General features: G+C 67.9%; 22 protein-coding genes. 6 read left to right on the forward strand and 16 right to left on the reverse strand.

Going from position 1 to position 22157, the window contains the following annotated elements:
• Nucleotides 1–28: 28 nt before the first annotated feature.
• Nucleotides 29–589 (forward strand): GrpB family protein, encoded by a 561-nt coding sequence (locus tag HUG10_RS01780; RefSeq protein WP_179167922.1) that lies wholly within the window; start codon nucleotides 29–31, stop codon nucleotides 587–589.
• A gap of 51 nt (nucleotides 590–640) precedes the next feature.
• On the opposite strand, the gene HUG10_RS01785 is transcribed toward HUG10_RS01780, so the two are convergent.
• Nucleotides 641–901 (reverse strand): glutathione S-transferase N-terminal domain-containing protein, encoded by a 261-nt coding sequence (locus HUG10_RS01785; protein WP_179167923.1) that lies wholly within the window; start codon nucleotides 899–901, stop codon nucleotides 641–643.
• 173 nt (nucleotides 902–1074) lie between these two features.
• Here HUG10_RS01785 and HUG10_RS01790 point away from each other — a divergent pair, with 173 nt between their 5' ends.
• Nucleotides 1075–1710 carry a GNAT family N-acetyltransferase gene (locus tag HUG10_RS01790; protein WP_179167924.1) on the forward strand — a complete coding sequence of 212 codons (636 nt, stop codon included), beginning with the start codon at nucleotides 1075–1077 and terminating at the stop codon, nucleotides 1708–1710.
• Between the two features lie 56 nt (nucleotides 1711–1766).
• Here the strand turns inward: HUG10_RS01790 and HUG10_RS01795 are convergent, their stop codons facing one another.
• Complete coding sequence (locus HUG10_RS01795; RefSeq protein ID WP_179167925.1) at nucleotides 1767–2999, reverse strand: metal-dependent hydrolase family protein; 1233 nt, start codon at nucleotides 2997–2999, stop codon at nucleotides 1767–1769.
• Nucleotides 3000–3098: 99 nt separating this feature from the next.
• Here HUG10_RS01795 and HUG10_RS01800 point away from each other — a divergent pair, with 99 nt between their 5' ends.
• Nucleotides 3099–3674, forward strand: coding sequence for a transporter (locus tag HUG10_RS01800; protein ID WP_246310200.1), 576 nt, complete (start codon nucleotides 3099–3101; stop codon nucleotides 3672–3674).
• 2 nt (nucleotides 3675–3676) lie between these two features.
• Here HUG10_RS01800 and HUG10_RS01805 read toward each other — a convergent pair whose 3' ends face one another.
• Both HUG10_RS01805 and HUG10_RS01810 read right to left on the reverse strand, forming a co-directional pair.
• Nucleotides 3677–4174 carry a GNAT family N-acetyltransferase gene (locus HUG10_RS01805; RefSeq protein ID WP_179167926.1) on the reverse strand — a complete coding sequence of 166 codons (498 nt, stop codon included), beginning with the start codon at nucleotides 4172–4174 and terminating at the stop codon, nucleotides 3677–3679.
• A gap of 100 nt (nucleotides 4175–4274) precedes the next feature.
• On the reverse strand, nucleotides 4275–4922 hold the full coding sequence (locus tag HUG10_RS01810) for a metal-dependent hydrolase (RefSeq protein WP_179167927.1): 648 nt from the start codon (nucleotides 4920–4922) through the stop codon (nucleotides 4275–4277).
• 80 nt (nucleotides 4923–5002) lie between these two features.
• On the opposite strand from HUG10_RS01810, the gene HUG10_RS01815 reads away from it, so the two are divergent.
• Nucleotides 5003–5725: a helix-turn-helix domain-containing protein gene (locus tag HUG10_RS01815; protein WP_179167928.1), complete on the forward strand. Its 723-nt coding sequence runs from the start codon at nucleotides 5003–5005 to the stop codon at nucleotides 5723–5725.
• A 43-nt stretch (nucleotides 5726–5768) separates the two neighbouring features.
• Here the strand turns inward: HUG10_RS01815 and HUG10_RS01820 are convergent, their stop codons facing one another.
• From HUG10_RS01820 to HUG10_RS01875, 12 genes are all read right to left on the reverse strand, one after another.
• Nucleotides 5769–6113, reverse strand: a complete 345-nt coding sequence (locus tag HUG10_RS01820; RefSeq protein ID WP_394354998.1) for a thioredoxin family protein — start codon at nucleotides 6111–6113, stop codon at nucleotides 5769–5771.
• A 461-nt stretch (nucleotides 6114–6574) separates the two neighbouring features.
• Nucleotides 6575–7150, reverse strand: a complete 576-nt coding sequence (locus HUG10_RS01825) for a hypothetical protein (protein WP_179167930.1) — start codon at nucleotides 7148–7150, stop codon at nucleotides 6575–6577.
• A 240-nt stretch (nucleotides 7151–7390) separates the two neighbouring features.
• Nucleotides 7391–8728, reverse strand: coding sequence for a hydroxymethylglutaryl-CoA synthase (gene hmgB, locus HUG10_RS01830; protein WP_179167931.1), 1338 nt, complete (start codon nucleotides 8726–8728; stop codon nucleotides 7391–7393).
• A 63-nt stretch (nucleotides 8729–8791) separates the two neighbouring features.
• The gene (locus HUG10_RS01835) at nucleotides 8792–11311 is read right to left on the reverse strand and encodes an Ig-like domain-containing protein (RefSeq protein ID WP_179167932.1); all 2520 of its coding nucleotides are present in this window, start codon (nucleotides 11309–11311) and stop codon (nucleotides 8792–8794) included.
• A 108-nt stretch (nucleotides 11312–11419) separates the two neighbouring features.
• Nucleotides 11420–11998, reverse strand: a complete 579-nt coding sequence (locus HUG10_RS01840) for a DUF2150 family protein (protein WP_179167933.1) — start codon at nucleotides 11996–11998, stop codon at nucleotides 11420–11422.
• Nucleotides 11999–12109: 111 nt separating this feature from the next.
• Complete coding sequence (locus tag HUG10_RS01845; protein WP_179167934.1) at nucleotides 12110–12958, reverse strand: TatD family hydrolase; 849 nt, start codon at nucleotides 12956–12958, stop codon at nucleotides 12110–12112.
• A 107-nt stretch (nucleotides 12959–13065) separates the two neighbouring features.
• Entirely contained in the window at nucleotides 13066–14070 is a 1005-nt protein-coding gene (locus tag HUG10_RS01850; protein WP_179167935.1) for a sensor histidine kinase, read from the reverse strand.
• A 157-nt stretch (nucleotides 14071–14227) separates the two neighbouring features.
• Nucleotides 14228–14893, reverse strand: coding sequence for an NADPH-dependent F420 reductase (locus HUG10_RS01855; RefSeq protein WP_179167936.1), 666 nt, complete (start codon nucleotides 14891–14893; stop codon nucleotides 14228–14230).
• 106 nt (nucleotides 14894–14999) lie between these two features.
• Nucleotides 15000–16517, reverse strand: a complete 1518-nt coding sequence (locus HUG10_RS01860) for a hypothetical protein (protein ID WP_179167937.1) — start codon at nucleotides 16515–16517, stop codon at nucleotides 15000–15002.
• Nucleotides 16518–16588: 71 nt separating this feature from the next.
• Complete coding sequence (locus HUG10_RS01865; protein WP_179167938.1) at nucleotides 16589–17458, reverse strand: metal ABC transporter permease; 870 nt, start codon at nucleotides 17456–17458, stop codon at nucleotides 16589–16591.
• Nucleotides 17458–18198 carry a metal ABC transporter ATP-binding protein gene (locus tag HUG10_RS01870; RefSeq protein ID WP_179167939.1) on the reverse strand — a complete coding sequence of 247 codons (741 nt, stop codon included), beginning with the start codon at nucleotides 18196–18198 and terminating at the stop codon, nucleotides 17458–17460. Before HUG10_RS01870 ends, HUG10_RS01865 begins: the two co-directional genes overlap by 1 nt.
• Nucleotides 18195–19313, reverse strand: a complete 1119-nt coding sequence (locus tag HUG10_RS01875; RefSeq protein ID WP_179167940.1) for a metal ABC transporter substrate-binding protein — start codon at nucleotides 19311–19313, stop codon at nucleotides 18195–18197. The genes HUG10_RS01870 and HUG10_RS01875 overlap by 4 nt, the downstream gene beginning before the upstream one ends.
• Nucleotides 19314–19467: 154 nt before the next feature.
• Here HUG10_RS01875 and HUG10_RS01880 point away from each other — a divergent pair, with 154 nt between their 5' ends.
• Nucleotides 19468–20988, forward strand: a complete 1521-nt coding sequence (locus HUG10_RS01880) for a replication factor C large subunit (RefSeq protein WP_179167941.1) — start codon at nucleotides 19468–19470, stop codon at nucleotides 20986–20988.
• A gap of 62 nt (nucleotides 20989–21050) precedes the next feature.
• Entirely contained in the window at nucleotides 21051–22106 is a 1056-nt protein-coding gene (locus HUG10_RS01885) for a zinc-dependent alcohol dehydrogenase family protein (protein WP_179167942.1), read from the forward strand.
• The last annotated feature ends 51 nt before the right edge of the window (nucleotides 22107–22157 follow it).

The raw sequence follows: 22157 nt of genomic DNA on the forward strand, positions 1-22157 counted from the left end.
TGAAGTGCCACCACCGCCAGCCCCGCTCATGGTCGATCCGTACGCGGACGACATCGAACTGGTCTCGTCGATTCACGACGAGTGGCGCGACCGGTTTCGAGAGGAGAGCGAGCGCGTCGAGGACGCGCTGGCCGAGCGAGGCCTCGACGGAGCGGTCGTCCGTATCGAGCATGTCGGTTCGACCGCCGTCCCCGGCCTCGCGGCGAAGGACATCATCGATCTGGACGTGGTCGTCGCGGAGGAGGCGGTCCCGGACGTCTCGAGTGCCATGGTTTCGGAACTCGGCGGCGACAGGCACGAGAACAGCGACGCGTGGCATCCGGTGTTCCGCGCGGTGGAGGGCCAGCGGTTCAACGACCACGTTTTCGCCCGGTCCGCGGACGGGTGGCGCCGCAGCGTCGTCACTCGCGAGGTGCTCCGCGCCGACCCGGCAGTCCGCGCCGAGTACGAGTCGTTGAAACGTCGATTGGCGGCGGACTACGACGACATGGACGAGTACTCGCGGGAGAAGACCGCGTTCGTCGACGGCCTGCTCGAAACGGCCCGGGAGCGTGACCTCGGGCTAGACGTCAGGGTTCCGGCGCCGTAGCACTCGACGTTCCCGCGTAGGGTGTGCTCGAACGGCGTCCCGGCTGTGGTTCTACGCCGCGTTCCCGGAGCCGTACTGCTTCTCCAGGTACGCGACGATATCGTCGCTCTCGGCCATCCCCTCGACGCCGTTCTCCTCGTCGACGAGCACCGGCACGCCCGTCTGGCCGCTGACCGCCTCGACCTCCGTCCGTTCTGCGTGCGACCGGGGGACCATCTCGGACTCGTAGTCCAGGTCGAGTTCGGCGAGCTTGTTCTTCACCTTCGCGCAGTACGGACACCCCTCCAGTTCGTAGAGAACGAGGTTGGACATAGTTCACCTCGCGCTATGGGGTATGCCTACTTAAATTCCGGAGCGGTCGTGTACCCCTTCCGCCGAGGCGGTCCGGTGGCGGGTGCCGTTCGTGGTAAAAGCGGTTGGGGGACCGCGGACCGCAGTAGCACACCCGAGGAAGGGCTTTTGTACCCTACCGTCACCCTCGTGGTATGTTCCCCGAGCGGATCCTGACCGACCGCCTCCGGTTCGACCGACACGATGCCGCCGTCGACGCGCTCGAACTCTACGAACGGACCGGCGGCGGCAGGAGCGACACCGTCGACGAGGAGTGTGAGTACCTGTCGTGGAACCCCCACCGACACCCGAAGGAGTCCCACGACGTCCTCCAGGGGTTCCGGGATCAGTGGGAGGCGCACGAGAGCGCTACCTACGCGGTCTTTCCGCGGGAGGGAGAGGAGGGCGCTGGCGAGTTCGCCGGCAACACCGGCGTGGGGATCGACTGGGACACGCTAACGGGGACGCTCGGGATCTGGCTCCGGAAGCCGTTCTGGGGCCGGGGTTACTCCGGCGAGCGGGCGCTCGCGTTCGCGGACCTCGTCTTCCGCAGGCTCGACCTCGACCTCCTCGCCGCCGAGGTGTTCCCGAATAACGAGAAGTCGGTCCGTGCCGTCGAGAAGTACGTCGACCGCATGGGCGGCCGCCGCGAGGGCTGCTTTCGGAACCACATCGCCCCCGACGGAGACGACCCGCGGGACGTCGTCCGGTTCTCGGTGACCGAGGAGGAGTGGCGTGGCGTCGTCGGCGACGAGGGGGTCGCGGAGTTCGTCGAGGAACTAGACGGGTAACCACGGTCCGTCGGTCATCGATTCGCCGGTCGCGTCCGGGGGTAGCCGGTTCCCGGTCAGTCGAGTCCCGACCGAACGGCCCTCGCGGTCGCGGACCCGGAGGCACCCGCACGCTCGAACGCCGTCCGCGACTCGCGATCGGACCCTCCGACGACCTCGCCGCCCTTCAGCACGAGCGCGGGGTCGTTCAGCGCGGTCGGGTCCGACGTCGGATCGGCGTCGCAGAGCAGGAGGTCTGCGTGGGTTCCCGCCTCCAGTGTCCCCTGCCCCTCGAGACCGACGACCTCCGCCGCGGTCGCCGTCATGGCCTCGATGGCCTCGAGCGGCGACATCCCGTACTCGCTCATGAACTCGATCTCGGCGGCGTTCGCGCCGTGCATGTTGAACGGCGTCCCGGCGTCCGTCCCGCCGGCGACGCGGACGCCAGCCTCGACCGCGCGGCGGAACGACTCGATGTGGCGTTCGTACACGTGTTCGGTCTTCCGCCGGACGTCGGCGGTCGCGGCGTCCACGTTGCGGACGATGTGGTACGGCGCCGAGAGCGTGGGCACGAGCGTCACGTCCTCGGCGAGCATGACCTCGATCGCCTCCTCGTCGAGGAACGTCCCGTGTTCGACCGTGTCCACGCCGGCCTGGACCGCGGCCGTCACGCCGGCTGCGCCGTGGGCGTGCGTCGAAGTGTGCATCCCGCGGCGGTGTGCCTCGTCGACCAGCGCGTCGAGTTCGTCGTCGGTGAGCGCGACCTCGTCCGGGTCCGTCCCGGGGGTCGTCACCCCGCCGGTGACCATGAACTTGATGAACTCCGCACCCAGTTTCGCCTGCTCGCGGACCGCGCGACGGGCGTCGTTCGGCCCGGTGATCTCCCTGCCCAGGTGGTGACCGTGGCCGCCGGTCGCCGTGATGGATCGACAGTTCGCGACCGCCCGCGGCCCGGGAACGTCGCCGGCGGCCACCCGGTCGCGCAACTGTACGTCGATGTCGCGCGCGCCCATCGCGCGGACGCCGGTGACGCCCGCCTCGAGCGTCTTCCGCGCGTTCCGCGCCTCGACCAGCGCGAGTTCCGCGTCGGTCATGTCGACCACGTCGTCGACGGTCCGCTCGCCCGACAGCGAGAAGTGGACGTGCGCGTCGACGAGACCGGGCAGTGCGAACTTCCCGGCGAGATCGGCGACCACCTCGTCGTCACGCGGGTCGAGGTCGCCGACGGCGACCAGTTCACCGTCGGCGACGCGGAGATCCCCACGTCGAACCCCGTCCCGGTCCACCAGCGTCAGTTCCCGCAGAAGCATACCCGGGCCTGCGGACGGACCCGGCAAGACGGTTGCGGCTCGTTGTCATCGCCCCCGAGAAGTCTGAAAGGATATGATTCCGGCGCGGAACCTCGGGCCATGAGCGCTACAGGGGGAGTCACCGATCGGATCCCGTTCGGCGCCGGCGTCGTCGCCGGCGTGGCCGCGTACGTCCTGGGGTACCTCGTCACCTACGTGTGGCAGTCCGACGCGGTCCGCGAGCGACTGAGCAGCATCAACTTCCTGGTGGAACTGCTCGGGGGTGACCCCATCCCCGCCTGGACCGGCGTCGGCTGGTACTTCTACAACGCGCACTACGTCGACGTGCTCGTCCCGGGGTTCGGCGGTACCCGCACGGAGAACTTCGTCGCGAGTGCCGACGGCGGTAACCTCGCGCTGCTGTACGTCGTCCCGCCGCTCCTCCTCCTGCTCGCCGGTCTAGCGGTCTCGGTAGTCTCGTCCGCCCGCGACGCGAGCGACGGCGCGCTCGCCGGCCTCGCGGTCGTCCCGGCGTACCTCCTGCTCGCGGTCGTCGGCGCGTTCGTCTTCGCGTACGGCACGGGGGACGGCGGGAGCGTCCACCCCGACTACGTGACCGCCACGCTGCTCGCTGGGGTCGTCTACCCGGCCGTCTTCGGCGCCGTCGGCGGGGCCGTCGGTTCGCTGATCGACTGACCTCAGAGCTCCCGGGCGAGCATCTCGCCCCAGTGGGTGAACCCGAACCGTTCGTAGAAGGCCCCCGCCCGCTCGTTCTCCCGGTCCACGTCCAGCACCATCCTGTCCAGCGGGAGGTCCTGCGCTCGCGCGGCGTCGAGCGCGGCGGCCATCAGGTCGTCCGCGACGCCCGTCCCGCGGCGGTCGGGACGGACGAAGATCTCGTTCAGCACGGCCGCGTCCCAGACGAACGCGAGCGACTCCGGGAGGACGAACGCGTAGCCGACGAGGTCCTCGCCGTCGTCGGCCGCTTCCACTGCGACCGACACGGCGTCCGCGTCCTCCGCGACGCACCGCTTCACCCACGAGAGCCAGCGCGCCCGGTACTCGTCGGTGAGCTTCGCCTCGTATGTAGCGGCCTTCCCGTCGCCGCCGGTTCCCTCCCCGAGCCCAGTCTCGAACCCGCGCTTCAGCTCCCACAGCGCCGCCGCGTCGTCGTCCTCGAAGGGTCGAACGTCCATGGCCGTCCGAACGCGTCGACGGGATTCAATCCCCCGGTGTCAGTCCCCGCTGCCGGCTCCAACCGTCGTTGGCGCGGTTCCCGTCATGGATCCCTGTCGTTCACTCGATGGCGCCGGGACCCCTCCGGAGCTTGAGTGCCGAGGCCAGTCCACCGGCCGCGACGAGGAGTAGCTGCCAGCCGCCGTTCACCACCGGGAACACGCGCTCGACGTGACGGGACTCGGCGCCGGGGGACAGCGACGGGTCGACGCCCGTGCTGTAGTGGAGGTTCCGCGTCGTCCTGGCCGGTTGTGGTTCGGCGGGAGAGAGGTCGACGAACGTATGGACGACCCCGCGTTCGCTCGACACGAGCACGTCGCCGTCGACCGTGTAGAACTGGTCGTGGACCGGCCAGAGGAGGTTCGCGCCGTTGGTGACGAGGTCGAGGCCGACGCCGGCGACGACGAAGGCCCCGAGCGCGGTCCATGCGACTGACCCGCTTCCCGGTCCAAAGCGGGCGCGGAGCAGCGACCTGTCGCGGACGCGGAGGTCGTACGCGAGCGCCAGCCCCGCGAGCGTCGGCAGGAGGAGGTTGTGGCCGAGCGAGCGGTGGGCGCCGCCGAGGAACGGCGAGACGAACGAGTCGGCGTCCGGGAGCGCCGCGGTGAGGAGGACGACCGCGATCGCCCCGCGCGTCGCGTACCGGTCGGGGAGGAGCGCGGCGGCGAGCAGGCCGCCGAGCGCGACGTGGACGAGGGTGGACGGCACACCCGCCCGTGGGCGTCCAGGTGCAAGGCGTTTTCCCCGGCTCCGATACCCTTATCCGATCGGTCCCCGGACCGGCGGGCATGAACGCGGGAGGGGGCGAGAGCGACGCCCCGCGGGCGCAGCTCGCACGGCGGATCGCCGGGGAGATCGCCCTCTCGGAGGACCCGGGCGCGACGCTCCGGAAGTGGCGGACCGACTTCGGCGTCTCCCAGACGGCGCTGGCCGACTCGATGGGGGTCTCCTCCTCGGTCGTCTCCGACTACGAGAGCGGGCGCCGGGAGTCACCCGGCATCGGTCTCGTCTCGCGGGTCGTGAACGCGCTGCTCGACATCGACGAGGGGCGCGGCGGGGGGCGGATCAGGCAGTACGCACGGGTGGTCTCGGCGGGCTTCGAGTCCGACATCGTGCGCGACATCCGCGAGTACCCGACCGCGCTGCCGACGAGCCGCGTGTACGAGGCGCTCGACGCGACGGAGATCGTCGCCGGCGACCGCGACACGGTGAACGGGCACACAGTCATCAACAGTATCCAGGCGATCACCTCCCTCTCCAGCGAGGAGTTCTACCGGCTGTACGGCCAGTCGACCGACCGCGCGCTGGTGTTCACAGGCGTCACCCGGGGCGAGTCGCCACTGGTCGCCCTGCGCGTCGTCACGCCGACGCCGAACGCTGTCATCCTGCACGGGCTGGACGAGGAGGCGCTGTGGGACCACGCAGCCGACCTCGCGAAGGTGGACGGCTTCTCGCTGGCGGTGTCGACGGCCCCCCTCGAGGAGTCGCTGGACGAACTCCGTCGGCTGTAGTCGGTTCCGGCGCTCGTCGGTCGGCGGACCGAACCGACGCTCGTTACCTGTGTTCCTCGACGAACTCGACCAGCCGTTCGGCGCCGACGAAGCCGTCGGCGATCCGCCCGACCTCCTCGTCGTCGCGGAACAGCGCGAGCGTCGGGACGGATCGGATGGCGTGCTCCTCGACGAGCGAGGGGTCGTCCTTCGGATTGACGAGCAGGACGGGGACGCCGGTCGCGCGGGCGACGTTACCCAACACAGGCTCGACGCTCTGACAGAGCGTACAGCCCTTCGTGTAGAAGTCGACGAGGACGACGTCGTGCTCGGCGAGCGCGTCGGGGAACTCGCGAGCGTCGACCCGCCTCGGCTTCGGGGTGGAGGTGGCTTCGGTCATACGCGAGATTCGTGCTGAGGACGTTTATGGGTTCCACACGAGGTCGTCGTGGAACTCCGCGGTTGGCGCGTGCCGGCTGGCCTCTGTGCCAGCCGGACGCGCGCGAGGGATGAGTGACCGAGCGGAGCGAGGGAGCGAATCGGTTGGGGAGGGCGTGGTGTGGTTTGGGCGGGAATGAAAGTGGCCGGGCGCTCGAACCCTCCCGGGCGTTCACGAGAGCGCGGCTCTCGTGAGCCAATCGGAAATCCGAGATTTCCGATGACGAAGCAAGCACCGCAGGCGAGCGACTGAAGGGAGCGAGACGAGGAGCACAGCGAGCCCCGGAGCGGTCGAACGGCCGGGGGCTTTTCGCGCCTCGGCCACGGCCGTTTGTACCGTTTTTGATCTACTTCCAGCAGTGAGGGCCGCATACGTCTGGTTTTGTGAAACCCAAGGAGAGCTCAGGGACTGTATACAGATGGTCGTCGAGATTATGTTCGTCCACGGATGTTAGAAACTCCACTGCCCAAGATAAGGAATCCGAGAGTTAGGATGATAATGAATCCAAGCCAAGTCGGGATAACCCCCTTTAGATGATTTTGAGTGATCAACTCTCCCGGTATTGGTCCTGAAATTGCTAATATCTGCCAGACGAATCCAACAGCGAGTCCGGCTACACCTATATTAGTCCTAACTGAAAGTTCTGCCTTAGACTCAATTTCTGCCATTACTGTATCCGTCTTGTCGAAGGTGTCCTCAGCCAGAATTTCAGGGGTGTACAAATTCGGCAACGCTAATGCTAAACTGCCGAGAGCCCCAAGAGTAAGTCCATATACCTGTGAAGAGAGGGTAAATAGCCAGTCATACACAAGTAACATTAACGCTGTTTTCCATACCACGCCTAAATTTGTGTGTTCCACGTATTGCTTGGCGAGAATCGATCTGACAATCGTTACCTTCTCTTCGCTTCGGTCAGCAGGATCTCCATATTCACTAGGGAGAAGCATGAGAAGTTCTCGCGTCCATCGCTCCCTTCGATTGAGTTCCGGTTCGGTCAACTCCGGCATACAACATTAACACTCCTCCTTACAGATTAAGTTGATTAGAATTTGAGGATAAATGCGATAGATCTCCAAGCCGTAGAGTTCTACTCGACCGACTCTCGTTGCTGTTTACGCAGGTCTAATTACTGAATCTGCCTCCCCCGAACCTGACCCTGCTTCCAGAAAGAGAACAGACCCGACTAGCATACCTATCATTAGACCCCCAAAGCACAGACCGAAACTTAGTCCGACTTCAGCCGACGACTACTCGACGTACTCGTACTTCCGCTCGTTCATCCGGCCCCAGCCGGCGTGGACGAACTCGCCCTCTGGCTGGGTGAACTCCTCGACCTCGCGGTCCATGTCGTGGTTGTGCGCGTCGTGGACCTTCTCGTACTCCTCGTAGCTGATGTCGTAGCGGCGCTCGAGCTGCTCGTCGATGGAGAGCGCCTCGATCTCCTCCCGCCAGCCGTCCTGCACCGTCTCCGCGTGGATCTCGGCCTGCGCGCCCGAGCCGTAGGAACCGATGAGGAGCTTCTCGCCGGCGAGCGAGCGGTCGGTCTCCAGCGCGTGCTTGAGCGCGGACGCGCGAGCGACGTGAACCGAGCCGGTGTACCAGTTGCCCACCCGTCGCGAGATGTCGAGGGTCGGCTCGATGACGCGGTCGTACCAGTCGAGGTACTCGTCGGTGTCCTTCAACTGGTCCATATAGGCCCGGATCGCCTCCTCGTAGGCCTCCCAGTCGTCGTACTCCGCCTCGCGGGGCTGGCGGCCGATCTGCTCGGCGAGTTCGTCCTCGACCTCCGTGTCGCGGATGGTGTGGCGGTAGCCGAGCAGGCCGGCCTTCCGGACCATCCCCGGGAACGGCGTGTGGAACGGGATGTACGCGAAGTCCTCAGGCTGCATGTCCCAGGCGACGGACTCGAAGTCCTCCACGGCCTCGCGCATGCGTGCGAGGTACACCTGCATCGACCGCTTCCCGTCGACGCTGGGGAACTGCTGGTTCGGCTTGAGGAAGTCGGTCTCGTCGGCCGAGCCGTACCCCTGCTCGTTCGAGAGTTCGACGAGGCTCGGGTCCTCGGAGATGAGCATCGCCACCGCGCCGGCCCCCTGGGTCGCCTCGCCGGGGTCGCCGCGGGCGTACAGCGCCGTGTCGGTCGCGATGACGAGCGCCGACCGGCCGCGGTGTCGCCCCGCACGGATCCAGTTGTAGGCGTCGTCGATGGACTGGGTGCCGGAGACGCACGCGAACTTCCGCTCGCCCTTGTTGGCGTGGTGGAAGTCGCCGTCGTGGACCCGCTCGAGACAGCCCGCGATGTACGTCGAGACGGGCTTGGAGTTGTCGAAGGCGGACTCGGTGGCGACGTCGATGCGCCCGATGTCGTCCGGCATCAGGTCCTTCCGGTCCATCAGGCGCTTGGCCGCGTTCGCCCCCATCGTCACGATGTCCTCGTACGTATCCGGGAACGAGGAGGTCTGGAGGCCGAGCCCCTTCGTGTACTTCTCGGGATCCTCGTTCTTCGCCGGCGCGAAGGTGTTCGGCAGGTCCAGCTCGAGCTTCCCCGTCCAGATCTCGATGGCGTCGATGCCGACGGCACTCATATGGCCGTGCATTCGTGGAACTCGCATATTGGTCTGTCGATAGGGTTTACGTCGTTCGTCGAATCACGGGTCGGTGCCGTCGGCGGTGTCCTCGACGAACGTCTCGGAGACGACGACGCCGTCGTCGTCGACGAGCCTGATCTCGATCCGGAACTGGTCGTTCGCCGTCCCACCCACCTCGTAGGTGAGCGTCCCGCCCGTCCCCGTCCCGGTAGTTGTCCTTGTCGCCCACCAACCGGATGTCAGGTCCTTGAACTGGGCGACGACCCGGTCGAAGGTGCCGGTGGAATCCACGACTCCGTACGAGACCGCGTACGCGCCCTGGTCGGCCCCGACGTTCGTGTCGTCCGCGATGTCGAGCGTTGAGAACGTCGGGCTCGACCCCTTCGACATGTCGTCGTTACCACTCGGATCGACGCCGTCCACTGTGTCGTTGACGCGTTCCCTGTCGACCAGGACGTCGTTCGAATCGAACACGCGAACGATGACTTGGTAGGTGGACCCAGAGACGTACCCCTCGTCGTACGAGAGCGCGCCCCGGGGTTGGGTGCTTGTGGTCGTGCGCGTTGCCCACGACTGATCCAGGTTTCGGAACTCGACCTCGACCTCCCCGAGGTCGCCGCTGTTCGTGACGTTGTAGCTCACGTAGTAGCCGGGGTGACCGCTCAACCCCGTATCGTCGATGCGGAGCCTGGCGAGTTGCGGGTCGTCCGCTCCGCCGATCGGACCGCTTCCGCTGGGGTCAGTGTTGTCCGCCACGTCCGTCGTCGTTCGCACGTCGACCACGTTTCCGCCTGTGTCGTACGCCCGGAGCGTGATGTTGTAGGTGTCCCCGCCACCCTGGTTGCTCCCGGGATCGTACGTGAGCGTGCCGCCCGTCGTGTTGCTGGTGACCGTCCGGTCGAGCATGCTGTCGTTCAGGTTCCGGAAAGTCGCCTCGACGTAGCTGAACGAGCTGGCGTGCTCGACTTGGTAGGAGACACGGTAGATCGCCTGGCCGGTGTTCGTGTCCGTGTCGTCGGTGACCGACCAAGTGAGGTCGCCAGTCTCGTCACCCGAGTCGGTGGTCACGATTACCGTCAGGGCGTCGGATCCACCGCCGGGCGTCGCGGCGTACACGGTCGTCTCCCCGTTACCGAACTCCATGTCGACGGTCGACCGACCGTCGCTCCCGGTTTCACCTGTCGAGTTCGATCCGCTGAACCCGGCAACTGAGGAGTCAGCCGTCGAGTAATCCACCGTGGCACCGTCGATCGGATCCCCGTCGTCGTTCGTCGCTCGGGACGTCACCGGGATGGGGGAACTCGCGACCGACGGGTCGACGACGATCGTGTCGTTCGCCGCGACGTACGTCACCCCGTTCGTGTCGTCGATGCGGTCGGTGTCCCAGACGAGTTCGTACGTGGCACTTCCACTGCCGGTCCCGTCGCCGTTACTGACGGTCAGCGAGTGTTCGGCGTCCTCCGGCGCGCTCGAGTCGAACGATCCGAGGTCGTCGTAACTGAACCGGATCGTCGCCGTGCCGCTTCCCGCTGCCTCGTACTCGAAGACGGCGCGCCCGCGGTCGTCGGTCGTGACGGTCCCGGAGACGAGCGACCCCGACCCACCCGTCACAGCGCCCGTCACCTGCTGGTTCCCGACGGGGTTGCCGTACCGGTCCCGGACCTCGACGACGACCTCCCGCACGGAGCCAGCATCGGCGGCGGCAGGGGCCCGCTCCACGTCGATGTAGGCGGGGGCCGAGGTCGCGGTCACGTTCCGCCCGACGCCCACCCCGGCAACCCCGAGCGAGTAGTTTCGACTCGCGTTGAGGTCGATCCGCACGCGGTCCGAGCCGACCTGCGTCGTGCCGTTCACCCAGCCCGCGGCGATCTCCTCGGAGAGCAGGTCGTCCGCCCAGACGTCGGCGCTCACCGTGGAGGGGACGACGAGCCTGATGTCGCCGGTGACGGTCTCGCGTCGGTCGACGCTGCTCACGGCAGCCGGGTCGACCGAGAGCAGCTGGACGCCGTTGTGCGAGAGCGTTCCGTCGACCGCGACGAGCGTGATCCGGTTTCCGTCCACGACCGTCAGCTCGTCGACCGCCAGCGTCCGCCCGCCGAAGTCGTTGACGACGCCACCCGCCTCGTATCGGGTCACCGGCGCCTCGTCGTACTGATTGTATCGCGGCTCGTACACGACCGACCTCGTCGAGAAGTTCCGGTCCGCGCCCCAGTAGTCGTTCGCCTCGTTCCCTGTCGTCGAGAGCACCTCCACACCACTGATCGTGACGTTCCCGGCCGGTTCGGTGCGGAGCGTACCGGCTGCGGGCGCCGGGTTCACGAAGAACGTCCGCGACGGGTAGCGGGTGCCGAGCTTCACGGCGGCAGGCGCCGCGTCGCCGACGCGTCCCGTCGCGTCGATACTGTTCCCGAGCCCCACCAGGTCGTCCTGCACCGTCTGGCTGTGGCGGAACTCGACCTCCGCGTTCTGCTGGGGGACGATCGTCGCCTGGTACATCGACAGCGCGACGATGAGAAAGCCGAACAGGACGATTACGCCGACCTGAACGGACTGTGCACGGTCTTCGCCCCCGAGTCGCATACCGTGTCAACCGACCCACGTCTTAAAAGCATGCCGCACTAATTGGGTCTGAATCTCGCAAACGATAACTCCAGCGCCCGTCGCGTCCCGCGTTCCTCGGGACCCCCTTCAGTCCTCTTCCTCGACGACTTCGGGGTCGGACATTGCGCTCTGCAGCGAGTCGAGTCCGTTCACCCACTCGGAGACCAGGCCGTACTCCAGGTCCTCGACGGCCTCCATCGGGAGTTCGTCGCCGTCGATGATGCGCGTGCCGGCCTGCACGAGGTAGCCGAGGGCGGCGTCGACGTCCTCGTTCTCCTCGGCGTCGACCGCGGCCGCGACGTACTCCGCGACGCTGGCCTCCTCGGCCGGCCCGCCGACGATGAACTCCTCCGCGGCGTAGAACACGCAGACGAGGCTCGTCTGCACGCCGTCGATGAGCATCGCCTTCTCCTCGTTCTCGAAGTGGACCTCCGCGAGCACGACGTCGCGGATGCCGGCGATCTCCTCGACCGCGGTCTCCTGGTCGAGTTCGCCGTCGTCGTACGCCGACACGACCTTCGCCACCGCGATGGCGGCGTCGTCCTGGAGGTTGAGCAGCAGGCGGGCGGAGTCCTCGTCCTCGGGATCGAGCGTCTCTTCCTCGACGCGGTCGAGCCAGTTCTGCCACCGCTCCTCGGTGTAGAACGTCTCCTCGGGTTCGGTCATACTCACACGGTCCGGGTCCGCGTTGATAGGCCTTTCTTATCCTACGGTTGGAGCGGTCGTCACGCGGAGCCGACCCTGCAACCGCAAGGAACCTGACGACGTTTCACTCTTTCACTCCAGCGTGGCCACAGTATCAACGTCGTAGGCCAGCGCCGGCGTCTCGACGTGCGCGGTCCGCACCGCGTCGTCGTACCCCTCCTCCTGGAGCCAGCGGACGCGCCGCGGGACCGTCTTCGGGCCCATGACCGCGCCCGGTCTGTCGGGGTCGTCCACGAAGTCCGTCTCCATCAGGAACGGGTCGCCGGCCTCGGCGGCGACGCGGAGGCGGTCCTTCTCGCTCATGACGCTCGGCGTCGGGCCGGCGAGGGTGCCGCCCGCGTAGTGCTTGACGACGCGTTCGCGGGCCAACCCAGTGTCTTCGGCCCACTCGGCGATCTCGGTGAGGTCCTCGGACCCCTCGGTGTGCAACTGGACGGGACAGTCGCGGTCGGCTCCGAGCGAGAACGCGTGGCGCATCACCTCGTTCGAGGCCGTCCACACCGCGTCGGTCACGTCGTAGTGCGGCCGGCCCGACTTCAGCCCGAGCGCGCGTCCGTCGCGGACGTACTCGGCGGCGACGTCGAGCCCGCCCTGCATCAGGTCGCGGGCCTCCTCCGGGCCGTACCCACGCTCGTCGACCAGCCGTGAGACGAGCCCCGGGTGGACGCCGAGGACGGCCCAGGCCCGCCCGTCGAGCAGGTCGGTCGCGTCCTCGACCACGTCGACGGTGGTCTCGAACACCGGTCGGAAGTCGGCGGGCGCGTCGGCTTCGACGCCGAGGTGCCACGACGGCTTGTTGACGACGATAAGGTGGGTGCCGCCGAGGCGGGCGAAGTCCCGAACGGCGTCGAGTCCGCGCCCGTGCTCGGGGTCGAGGTGCATGTGGTCGTCGAGTACCGGGGTGCCGAGGTCCTCGCTCATCCGTTATCGGGTGCAGGGCCGGTCCGGCAATAACGGTGCGGAATCCGCTGCTTCGAGGAGCGCGTGGCCACCTCCTCAGCGAGAGGTTCACAGGACCCATACGTCGATCATCCCCCGTCGGACGACTCGTGGAACTCGAAACGAGCGCCCCCCTCGGCGCTCTCGGTCAGCGAGACGTCGAAGCCGTGGGAGTCGGCTATTCGACCGACGATAGTGAGCCCGACGCCGCTCCCGCTGTACCCCGTCGTGTACCCGTGCTCGAACGCTCGCTCCCGTTCCTCTGTGGGGATGCCAGCCCCCGTGTCCTCGACGTAGAAGCCGTCCGCCAGTGGACCGACCCGGACGGTCACGTCGGAACCGCCGTGTCCGACCGCGTTCCGGAACAGGTTCTCGAACAGCGCCTGGAGCTGTCCGTCGTCGCCCTCGATCGTGCAGTCCTCGGTCTCGAGCGTCGCGGACCGCGAGTCGATCGTCTCCCACGCGTCGCGTGCGATCTCGGTCAGCGATACCTCCGTGTGCTCGTTCCCCGGCGTGCCGTGGCGGACGAGCGACGTCAGATCCACCGTGAGCTCGTCGATCCGCGAGAGGGCGTCCTCGACCGCGTCGAGGTTCGATTCCTCGCCCGTCTCCCGGTACAGTTCGAGCCGACCGAGCGCGATCGAGAGCGGGTTCCGGAGGTCGTGGGACATCATACTCGCATACTGGTCGAGCCGCTCGTTCTGTTGTTCGAGTTCGCGCGCCGTCTCGCGTTCCTCGGTGACGTCCTGCGTGACGAGGATTCCGTACGGTTCCCCCTCGATGCTCGTCGGGCGCGTCTCGATGTGGTGAGTCCGTCCGTCGTACTCGACGTCGAACGAACGTGAGGTCCCCTCGATCGTGGCCCGGAGCTCGGGTTCGATCCGCGAGACCGTCTCCTCGGGGAAGAGCTCGTCGACCGGTTCGTTGACCAGGTTCGAGGCCGTTCGACCGGAGAACGGGAGCGATTCGGGCCCGACGATCCGGTACCGTAACGCCTCGTCGAAGAGGACCAGAACGCCGTTCGGAAAGTTGTCGACGAGGGTCCGATACCCACCGTTTGGCGACGAGTGGGTCCCGTTTTCGGAACTGTTCATACTGCTTCGGCTGTGCGGGGGTAGGCGTATAAATCTGGACTTCACGAGCCCCACGCTCCGTTCCCCCTCTTTTGGGCCAGTGGTTGAGGCGCTCGCCGTGTTCCGGTTTCGGTCCCACTCGGGTCGGACCGACTCTCGGGGGGTCGAGGCTGGCGAACTACTGGACAGCCTTGAACGCGTGTTCCGACGTGTCCATCACCGACCCGACACGCACCCACAGGGGAACCAGTGCCTCGAGGTGCCGGGCCGACTCGATGTCGCCGACGTCCATCGTGCCGGGCCAGCCGAGTTCGACGAGGATATCCTCCGTGCGTCCCTTCGCGTCGGCGTCGTCCCCGCAGATGAACATCGGCGGTGTCCCCTCCTCGAACTCCGGGTCGACCATCTGGGCGTTGGAGACGGTGTTGAAGCACTTCACCACGTGAGCGTCGGGGAGCGCCGACTGGATACGTTCGCCGAGCGAGTCCGTCCCCCCGAACAGGAGGTGTGGCGGCATCCCGCCGGAGAAGTCCAGCGGGTTCGTCGTGTCGAGCAGGAGCGTCCCCGCGAAGTTGTCGTGGCCGGCCAGGTCGAGGGCGTCCAGGGCGGCCGCGCCCCGGACGGCGAGGACCGCGACGTCGCCGTGGGCCGCCGCGTCGGCGAACGAGCCGACCGAAACGCTCCCGTCGTCCGCCACGCTCCCACCGACGTCGTCACGCCAGTCGTGCAGTTTTCCGGGGTCGCGCGACCCGACCGCGACGTCCCAGCCGTGGCGGGCGAATCCGCTCCCGAGCGCTCGTCCGACGTCACCGCTCCCGAGCACGCCGATTCTGTCGGTGGACATGCCGGTCTAGTCGGCGCGCGTGGCAATAAGGACTGGTCGGGTCCCGGTCACCCGTCCGGGACGGCGGGAGACGGCCGTCCGTCGCTCGGACGTCGAGCCCCGGTCGTCAGGACCACCGGACGAACGGCTCGCCGGTCCCCGACAGACGGACGTATTCGGACTGCATCTCGCGGACGGCCTCCTCGAAGTCCTGGCCCGCGTCGAGGTGGTCCCGGACGCGCTCTAGCTTCCACCGACTCGGGGTGGTCCGTCCGGCCCACCGTTCCTCGATCGGCGCGAGGTACTCCTCGACCGTCGCCTGCGGAACCCCCTGCTCCCGGAGGCCGCGGCGGGCCAGGGCGAACAGTTCGTCGAAGATCACGGCCCGGTCCGTCGTCCGCTCGCTGTCGGCCGTGACCCACGCGAGGTCCGCGTCGAGCCCGTTCTCGACCGCGCTGTAGAAACTCCGTTCGGCCAGGTCCCGGTCGAGGCTCGCGAGCGGGTGGTCGGCCGCGCCCAGGCCGCGGACGAGGCCGGCCACGAGACACTGGAAGCCGACGTTGTCGACGACCGTCGGCTGGGTCGGGAGCGGTCGGTACTCGAGACGGATCGACCACGAGTCGCCCCCACCGACCGGCTGGCCGCCGATGACGGTCCGGAGCCACCGCCAGTAGGTCCCCCGCTTGTGGTCGAACTCCCAGAATCGGTCGGCGAACGCGTCGCCCCGTTCGTCGTCGTCGATCCACTCCCGGAGGAACGGCGCACACGTCGGGTCGGCGACGAGGGCGTCGACCGCGTCGGACGCGGTCCGGATCCCGTCGGGGAACCGGACCTTCTCCCAGGCCGCGTTGACCGACTGTTCGAACACCGGAATCCGGAGTTCGTGGTACGTCTCGTCGAGGAGCCGGTACGGGTCGTCGACGTCGTAGAGGTCCGTCGGCAGCAACGGCGAGTTCGTCGCGAGCGCGAGGACCGGCCCGAGCGTCCGGACCGCGAGGCCGTAGTACCGGGGGAACGCCTCGGCCGTGGGGACCTGGACGTGCGGCTGGATCGAGTTGGTCAGCGACTCGAAGAGGATCGACGGGAAGTCGCACTCGGCGCCCGGAACCGAGAGGCCGACCGTTCCACCGGTCCGGGCGAGGACCTCGTTGTCGATCGCGCAGTACCGGGGTGACCGGGTCATGTTCTCGGCGATCGTCACCCCGTCGCGCTCGATGACGTCGCCGAGGTACGCCGGGGTACCCTCCGACGGCGGAACCGTCCACATGGCGTCGAGGACCACTTCCAGGCCCTCCCGGGCCGCGACCCGTCGCACGTTCCGAACGTGGCGGCGGAGCGTCTCGGCCTGCGCGGAGATTCCCTCGCCGTCGAACGGGTCGGGTGCGGTGTGGAACTCGACGCCGTGTCGCCCCAGTTCCCGCTCGCAGTCGGCGTCGAACACGGACTCGGGGACCCTGGCGAGCCGTCCGTCGCCGTCGACCGCGTACGCCTCGAGTTCGATCCCCAGTCCGAAGCCGGGACTGTCGAGTCGGCCCTCCCGGAGTGCCTCCCTGAGGCGGTCGGCCTGGTCCTCGACGCGACGGTCGAACTCGCGCTGCGTGTCCTCGCGGAGCGACCGCCTCACTTGATCGACGAGGTCGGTCATCAAGAGGAGGGAGCGATTCCACGGGCTTAGGAGTTCTGTCGGTCGTTCGGTTCGGGACGAGGAACCGACGTTCAGCCGAGTCGCGGAATCCCGATCCTCCCAACGAGCGCGGCGACGAGGTACACGCCGATGGCGACGAGAACGATCGTCCCGCCCGCGGCGATTCCGTGGGCGTACGAGAGCGTCGTACCCGAGAGGACCGCGACCTGCGCTGCCGCGATGGCGAGCAGGAGGGAGTGCTTGAAGCTTCGAGCGAGTTGCGTGGCGGCCGCCACCGGGACGACCAGCATCGCCGCGACGAGGATGACGCCCATCATCTGCATCGCCCCCACGACGACCAGCGCGGTGAGAACGACGAGGAGTCGGTTCATTCTGTCCACGTCGATGCCGGCGATGTGTGCGGCCGATTCGTCGAACGTGACGTACAACAGCTTCCGGTAGGACAGCAGAACGACGGCGGCGACGAGGACGGTGAGTCCGACCAGTATCTCGACGTCGCCCCGCCTCAGCGTCGAGAGGCTCCCGAAGAGGTACTCGTTGATGCCGACGGCGATGCCGCCGCTGGTGAGGCTGATCAGTACCGTCCCAAGGGCGAACCCGCCGGCGAGCACGATCGCCATCGACACGTCGTTGTAGACGTCGGTGTGCTCCGAGAGGATCTGGATGAGCAACGCGGCCACCACGGCGACGACGAGTGCCGCGAGATACGGGGAGACGACGGTCCCGAGGACGGAACTCAGGAAGAGCCCGATCGCGACCCCGGCGAACGCCGCGTGGGCGAGCGTGTCGCCGATCATCGCGAGCTGACGGTGGACCAGGAACGACCCGACGAGCGGGGCGACGAACGCGATGCACACGCCGGCGACGAACGCCCGTCGCATGAACGTGTAGCCGAGCATCTCCCCCACGAACCCGCCGAGCTGGATGGTGAACGACCCCATCAGTGGTGTCGGTGCTCGAGTAGCCGCTGGTTCGCCCCGTACGCGGCCCGGAGCGCGTCGCTCTCGGTGAACTCCAGTGCATCGCCGTGGAAGTACAGGCGTCGGTTGAGACAGGCGACGGTCGACGCGAACGCCGTGACGACGCCGATGTCGTGTTCGACGAGGACGATCGTGAGGCCCGACTCGTTCAACTCCCGGAGCAGTTCGTAGAACGCTTCCCGCGACTCGGCGTCGACGCCGACCGTCGGCTCGTCGAGCGCGAGCAGATCCGCGTCCGCCGCGAGCGCTCGCGCGATGAACACGCGCTGTCGTTGGCCGCCCGAGAGGGTGGAGATGCGACGGCTCGCCAGGTGGGCGATTCCGACCGTCTCGAGCGCCTCGTCGATGGACTCGTGGTCGTCCCGACCGAGTCGGCCGAGCCCCGCGTGTGGATACCGTCCCATGGTGACGACCTCGCGGACGGTGAGGGGCATCCCGCCGGCCGTTCCCGTGGTCTCCTGTGCGACGTAGCCGACGCGCGTCCCGTCGGAGAACCGGTGTGCCGGTTCGCCGAAGAGCGTGACCGTCCCGGCGTCCGGACGGAGCAGTCCCGTCAGGAGCTCGAGGAGCGTCGTCTTCCCCGAACCGTTCGGTCCGACCAGTCCGAGGAAGTCCCCGGACTCGACCGTCAGCGAGACGTCCTCGACGGCCGGCCGGCCGTCGTACGCGTACGTGACGTCGGCGAGTTCCACGACGCTCATTCGACGCCGAGCGCCTCCTCCAGCGAGGGGAGGTTCACCTTCTCCATGACCTCGACGTACCCCCACCCCTCGTCGGTCCACTCCTGGGTGAGGCTCGGGACCGGCGTCAGGGGGAGGACGGCAGTCGCGTCGGTCTCCTCGACGAGTTGTCTCGCCGCCCTGTCGGACTCGAACACCGGTGCGAGGACGTGTTCGACGTCGTGCTCGTCGATGACCGTCTGTGCGCGTTTGACGTCCTGCGGGCTCGGTGGCGAATCGGGGGAGAGCCCCGTCAGCGCTTCGACGTGGAAGTCGTAGCGACGTCCGAGATACCGGAACGAGTTGTGCCCCGCGACGAGGACGGTGTCCCGCGTGCGGCCGTCCAGTCGCTCACGGTACCTGCCGTCGAGTTCGTCGAGGCGTTCGACGAACGCGTCTGTGTTCTCGACGTAGCCCGACTCGTTCTCCGGATCGACCTCGCTCAGTCCGCGGGCGATCGTCCGGACGGACTGCTTCGCCCGCGACGGATCGAGCCAGAAGTGCGGGTCGGTCGTACCCTGTTCGGAACTCCCGGCCTGTTCGGTCTGATCGTCGTGATCCGCGTGTCCCCCGTGCTCGGTGTGGCTGGCCTGCTCGTCCCCGGACTCGCCCCCGTCGTGTTCGTGGTGGCCGTCGTCGCTGTGTCCGTCGTCGTGGTCGTGCTCTCCGGACTCGTGCCCCTCGGACCCGTGGTCGTGTCCGTCGGACGTGTCGAGCAGATCGACCCCCTCCCACGCTTCGACGACCGCGACGTTGGCCCCGTCCTCCCGGATGTTCTGCACCGTCTTGTCGGCCCAGGGTTGGAACCCCTCGCCTACGTAGACGAAGGCGTCGGACCCGAGTACGTCCCTCTGGATGTCGGGACCGGGTTCCCACCCGTGCCCGTGCTGACCGAACGGTACGAGGTTGTGAACGTCGGCTTCCCGAGTCGCCACGTGCCTCGTGAAGTCGTAGACGACGAAGAACGATGCCTGCGCGGTCCGCCGTCCGCCGTTCGATGCCCCGTCCGTGGCCACCGTTCCGAGACACCCGGCGAGCGCCCCGGCCGTGGTCCCGGCCGCACCGAGGAGGAACTGACGTCGGGAATGTTGCGCCATATTACTAACTCTAACATCTGATTTAATAGTTCTTGCTATAGTGGGTGGTGATCTTGGCAAGCAGCGCGGAGTATCTCGGATCTTCGTCCGGCCAGAGAGGACCGATAACCATCTCCGCAACCACTAAACGCGGCTCCCACCGAGTAGCAGCCACATGGACTGGACGGAGAAGTACCGGCCGCGCTCGCTCTCGGAACTCCGGGGCAACGACAAGGCCGTCGACGCGTTCCGCGAGTGGGCGGAGTCGTGGGACGACCACCGGGAGGCCATCGTCCTCCACGGCTCCCCCGGCATCGGGAAGACCTCCGCCGCACACGCGCTCGCGTCGGACATGGGCTGGGAGACGGTCGAACTCAACGCCTCGGACAAGCGCACGGCCGACGTCATCGAACGGTACGCCGGCCGCGCCGCCAACAACGAGACCCTGAGCGGCTCCAGCGGCGCCGATGCCACCGGCGGCCGCCAGCTCGTCGTCCTCGACGAGGCCGACAACATCCACGGCAACTACGACCGCGGCGGCGCGGGCGCCATCACGAAGCTCGTGAAGTCGTCGGGCCAGCCGATCGTCCTCATCGCCAACGAGTACTACGACATGTCCCGCGGGCTCCGCAACGCGACCCGCGAGGTCGAGTTCCGCGACGTCTCGAAGCGCTCCATCATCCCGGTACTCCGCGACATCTGCCGGAAGGAGGGGATCGAGTTCGACGCGGACGCGCTCGAACGGATCGCCGAGCGCAACTCCGGGGACCTCCGGGGCGCGGTCAACGACCTCCAGGCGGTGGCGGAGGGCAAGGAGAGACTCTCCATCGAGGACGTGGTGACCGGCGACCGCGACCGCTCGATGGGCATCTTCCCGTTCCTCGACCTCGTGCTGAAGGAGACCGAGTCCGCGCGGGAGGCGCTCCACTCCTCGTACGACGTGGACGAGACGCCCGACGACCTCACGAAGTGGATCGAGGACAACATGCTGAAGGTGTACGAGCCGGGGGAGGCCGTCCGGGCGTACGACCACCTGGCGGACGCCGACGTGTGGCTCGGCCGCGTTCGCGCGAGTCAGAACTACTCCTACTGGCGCTACGCCGGCGATAACCTCTCCGCTGGCGTCGCTGCGGCGCGCGAGGGTACCAAGGGCGGCTGGACCCGCTGGGGTCGCCCGCAGTTCTACCGCTCGTCCTCGAAGACGGCCGACCACGTCGTCCGCCAGGTCGCGGCGGAGGGCGGGTTCTCGATGAGCACGGTCCGCCGCGAGGTGCTGCCGTTCCTCGCCGCGATGACCCACCACTGCAAGCCGCGCGACCTGACCGTCCGGATGGCGGCCGCGTACGACCTCGAGGAGGACCACGTCTCGTTCGTCACCGGCTCCGGCGAGACGACGAACAAGGTGCAGTCCATCGTCGAGGACGCCCAGGAGCTCCGCGACGAGGTGATGGAGGAGCACTCGGGCGGCGCGTTCGCCGGGATGCCCCACGCGGAGGCCGAACCGGATGACGAATCGTCCACCGAAGCGGCCGAAGGAGCGAACCCGAGCGACGAGTCGGGCGACGGGGACGCGCAGACGACGCTCGCCGGATCCGACGAGGGCGACGACGATGGGGGCGCTGACGACGACCCGGCCGTCGCCGACGATCCGGACGACGCGGACGACGACCAGTCGGGACTCGCCGACTTCTTCTGACGAGGCCGACCGAAGCTGCCGCCTGCAGGACGCTTTTTCACCCCCCGCGCGAACCGGGAGGTATGCAGGCAGCCGTCCTCCGCGAGTACGGGGAGCCGCTCGACGTGACAGAGGTGTCCGAACCGGACCTCGAACCCCACGGCGTCGTCGTCGACGTCGAGGCGTGCGGCATCTGTCGCTCGGACTGGCACGCATGGCAGGGCCACGGCGAGTGGGCCGACGATCAGGTGCCGACAGACTTCGTGCTGGGCCACGAACCGGCCGGCGAGGTCGTCGCGGTCGGCGAACGCGTCGAGTCCGTCGTGGCGGGCGACCGGGTCGCCGTCCCGTTCAACCTGGGCTGTGGCGCCTGCGGGGAGTGTCTCAACGGCCACGGGAACACCTGCCTCGACGGTCGGGCGCTCGGGTTCGAACGGGCCGCACCCGGCGCGTTCGCAGAACGGGTCCACGTCCCCCACGCCGACTACAACGCGATGCCGCTTCCCGACGGCATCGCCGCCCGCGACGTCGCCGCGCTCGGCTGTCGGTTCATGACCGCGTTCCACTCGCTCGCACACCGCGCGGACGTCGCGGCCGGCGAGTGGGTCGCGGTCCACGGCTGCGGCGGGGTCGGGCTCTCGGCGGTCCACGTCGCCGACGCGCTCGGTGCGCGGGTCGTCGCCGTCGACGTCGCAGACGGGAAGCTCACTCGCGCTCGCGACGCGGGTGCAGACGCTGTCGTGAACGCTCGTGACGCGGATCCGGTCGCGGAGATCGAGGCGATCACGAACGGCGGGGCGCACGTCTCCCTGGACGCGCTCGGTCGCGCCGAGACGTGCCGGAATTCGGTGAGCTGCCTCCGTCAGCGTGGGCGACACGTGCAGGTCGGGCTGACGACGGACGCAGAGGAGGGCGAGGTGTCGCTGCCGACCGACGCAATGACGCGCTGGGAGGTGGACTTCCTCGGGTCCCGCGGGATGCCCCCGACACGGTACGACGAACTCCTCGGACTGCTCGAGGCCGGCGACCTCGACCCGGGGAGCCTCGTGGGTCGTGAGGTGTCGCTTTCGGAGGTGCCCGACCGTCTGGCGGCGATGGCCGAGTACGAGACGGACGGCGTCGAGGTCCTGACGTTCTAATTCGCGGTTCCGACTACCGGCTCGCCTCGACGTTCGCCTCGATCGTTTCCG

The organism is Halorarum halophilum, from assembly GCF_013401515.1.
In the GTDB taxonomy this organism is placed as follows: domain Archaea; phylum Halobacteriota; class Halobacteria; order Halobacteriales; family Haloferacaceae; genus Halorarum; species Halorarum halophilum.

What these genes read in the sequence shown, in the direction of transcription:
- HUG10_RS01780 (WP_179167922.1), top strand. Translation starts at nt 29, where the DNA reads ATGGTCGATCCGTACGCGGACGACATCGAACTGGTCTCGTCGATTCAC.
- HUG10_RS01785 (WP_179167923.1), bottom strand. Translation starts at nt 901, where the DNA reads ATGTCCAACCTCGTTCTCTACGAACTGGAGGGGTGTCCGTACTGCGCG.
- HUG10_RS01790 (WP_179167924.1), top strand. Translation starts at nt 1,075, where the DNA reads ATGTTCCCCGAGCGGATCCTGACCGACCGCCTCCGGTTCGACCGACAC.
- HUG10_RS01795 (WP_179167925.1), bottom strand. Translation starts at nt 2,999, where the DNA reads ATGCTTCTGCGGGAACTGACGCTGGTGGACCGGGACGGGGTTCGACGT.
- HUG10_RS01800 (WP_246310200.1), top strand. Translation starts at nt 3,099, where the DNA reads ATGAGCGCTACAGGGGGAGTCACCGATCGGATCCCGTTCGGCGCCGGC.
- HUG10_RS01805 (WP_179167926.1), bottom strand. Translation starts at nt 4,174, where the DNA reads ATGGACGTTCGACCCTTCGAGGACGACGACGCGGCGGCGCTGTGGGAG.
- HUG10_RS01815 (WP_179167928.1), top strand. Translation starts at nt 5,003, where the DNA reads ATGAACGCGGGAGGGGGCGAGAGCGACGCCCCGCGGGCGCAGCTCGCA.
- HUG10_RS01825 (WP_179167930.1), bottom strand. Translation starts at nt 7,150, where the DNA reads ATGCCGGAGTTGACCGAACCGGAACTCAATCGAAGGGAGCGATGGACG.
- hmgB (WP_179167931.1), bottom strand. Translation starts at nt 8,728, where the DNA reads ATGAGTGCCGTCGGCATCGACGCCATCGAGATCTGGACGGGGAAGCTC.
- HUG10_RS01835 (WP_179167932.1), bottom strand. Translation starts at nt 11,311, where the DNA reads ATGCGACTCGGGGGCGAAGACCGTGCACAGTCCGTTCAGGTCGGCGTA.
- HUG10_RS01840 (WP_179167933.1), bottom strand. Translation starts at nt 11,998, where the DNA reads ATGACCGAACCCGAGGAGACGTTCTACACCGAGGAGCGGTGGCAGAAC.
- HUG10_RS01845 (WP_179167934.1), bottom strand. Translation starts at nt 12,958, where the DNA reads ATGAGCGAGGACCTCGGCACCCCGGTACTCGACGACCACATGCACCTC.
- HUG10_RS01850 (WP_179167935.1), bottom strand. Translation starts at nt 14,070, where the DNA reads ATGAACAGTTCCGAAAACGGGACCCACTCGTCGCCAAACGGTGGGTAT.
- HUG10_RS01855 (WP_179167936.1), bottom strand. Translation starts at nt 14,893, where the DNA reads ATGTCCACCGACAGAATCGGCGTGCTCGGGAGCGGTGACGTCGGACGA.
- HUG10_RS01860 (WP_179167937.1), bottom strand. Translation starts at nt 16,517, where the DNA reads ATGACCGACCTCGTCGATCAAGTGAGGCGGTCGCTCCGCGAGGACACG.
- HUG10_RS01865 (WP_179167938.1), bottom strand. Translation starts at nt 17,458, where the DNA reads ATGGGGTCGTTCACCATCCAGCTCGGCGGGTTCGTGGGGGAGATGCTC.
- HUG10_RS01870 (WP_179167939.1), bottom strand. Translation starts at nt 18,198, where the DNA reads ATGAGCGTCGTGGAACTCGCCGACGTCACGTACGCGTACGACGGCCGG.
- HUG10_RS01875 (WP_179167940.1), bottom strand. Translation starts at nt 19,313, where the DNA reads ATGGCGCAACATTCCCGACGTCAGTTCCTCCTCGGTGCGGCCGGGACC.
- HUG10_RS01880 (WP_179167941.1), top strand. Translation starts at nt 19,468, where the DNA reads ATGGACTGGACGGAGAAGTACCGGCCGCGCTCGCTCTCGGAACTCCGG.
- HUG10_RS01885 (WP_179167942.1), top strand. Translation starts at nt 21,051, where the DNA reads ATGCAGGCAGCCGTCCTCCGCGAGTACGGGGAGCCGCTCGACGTGACA.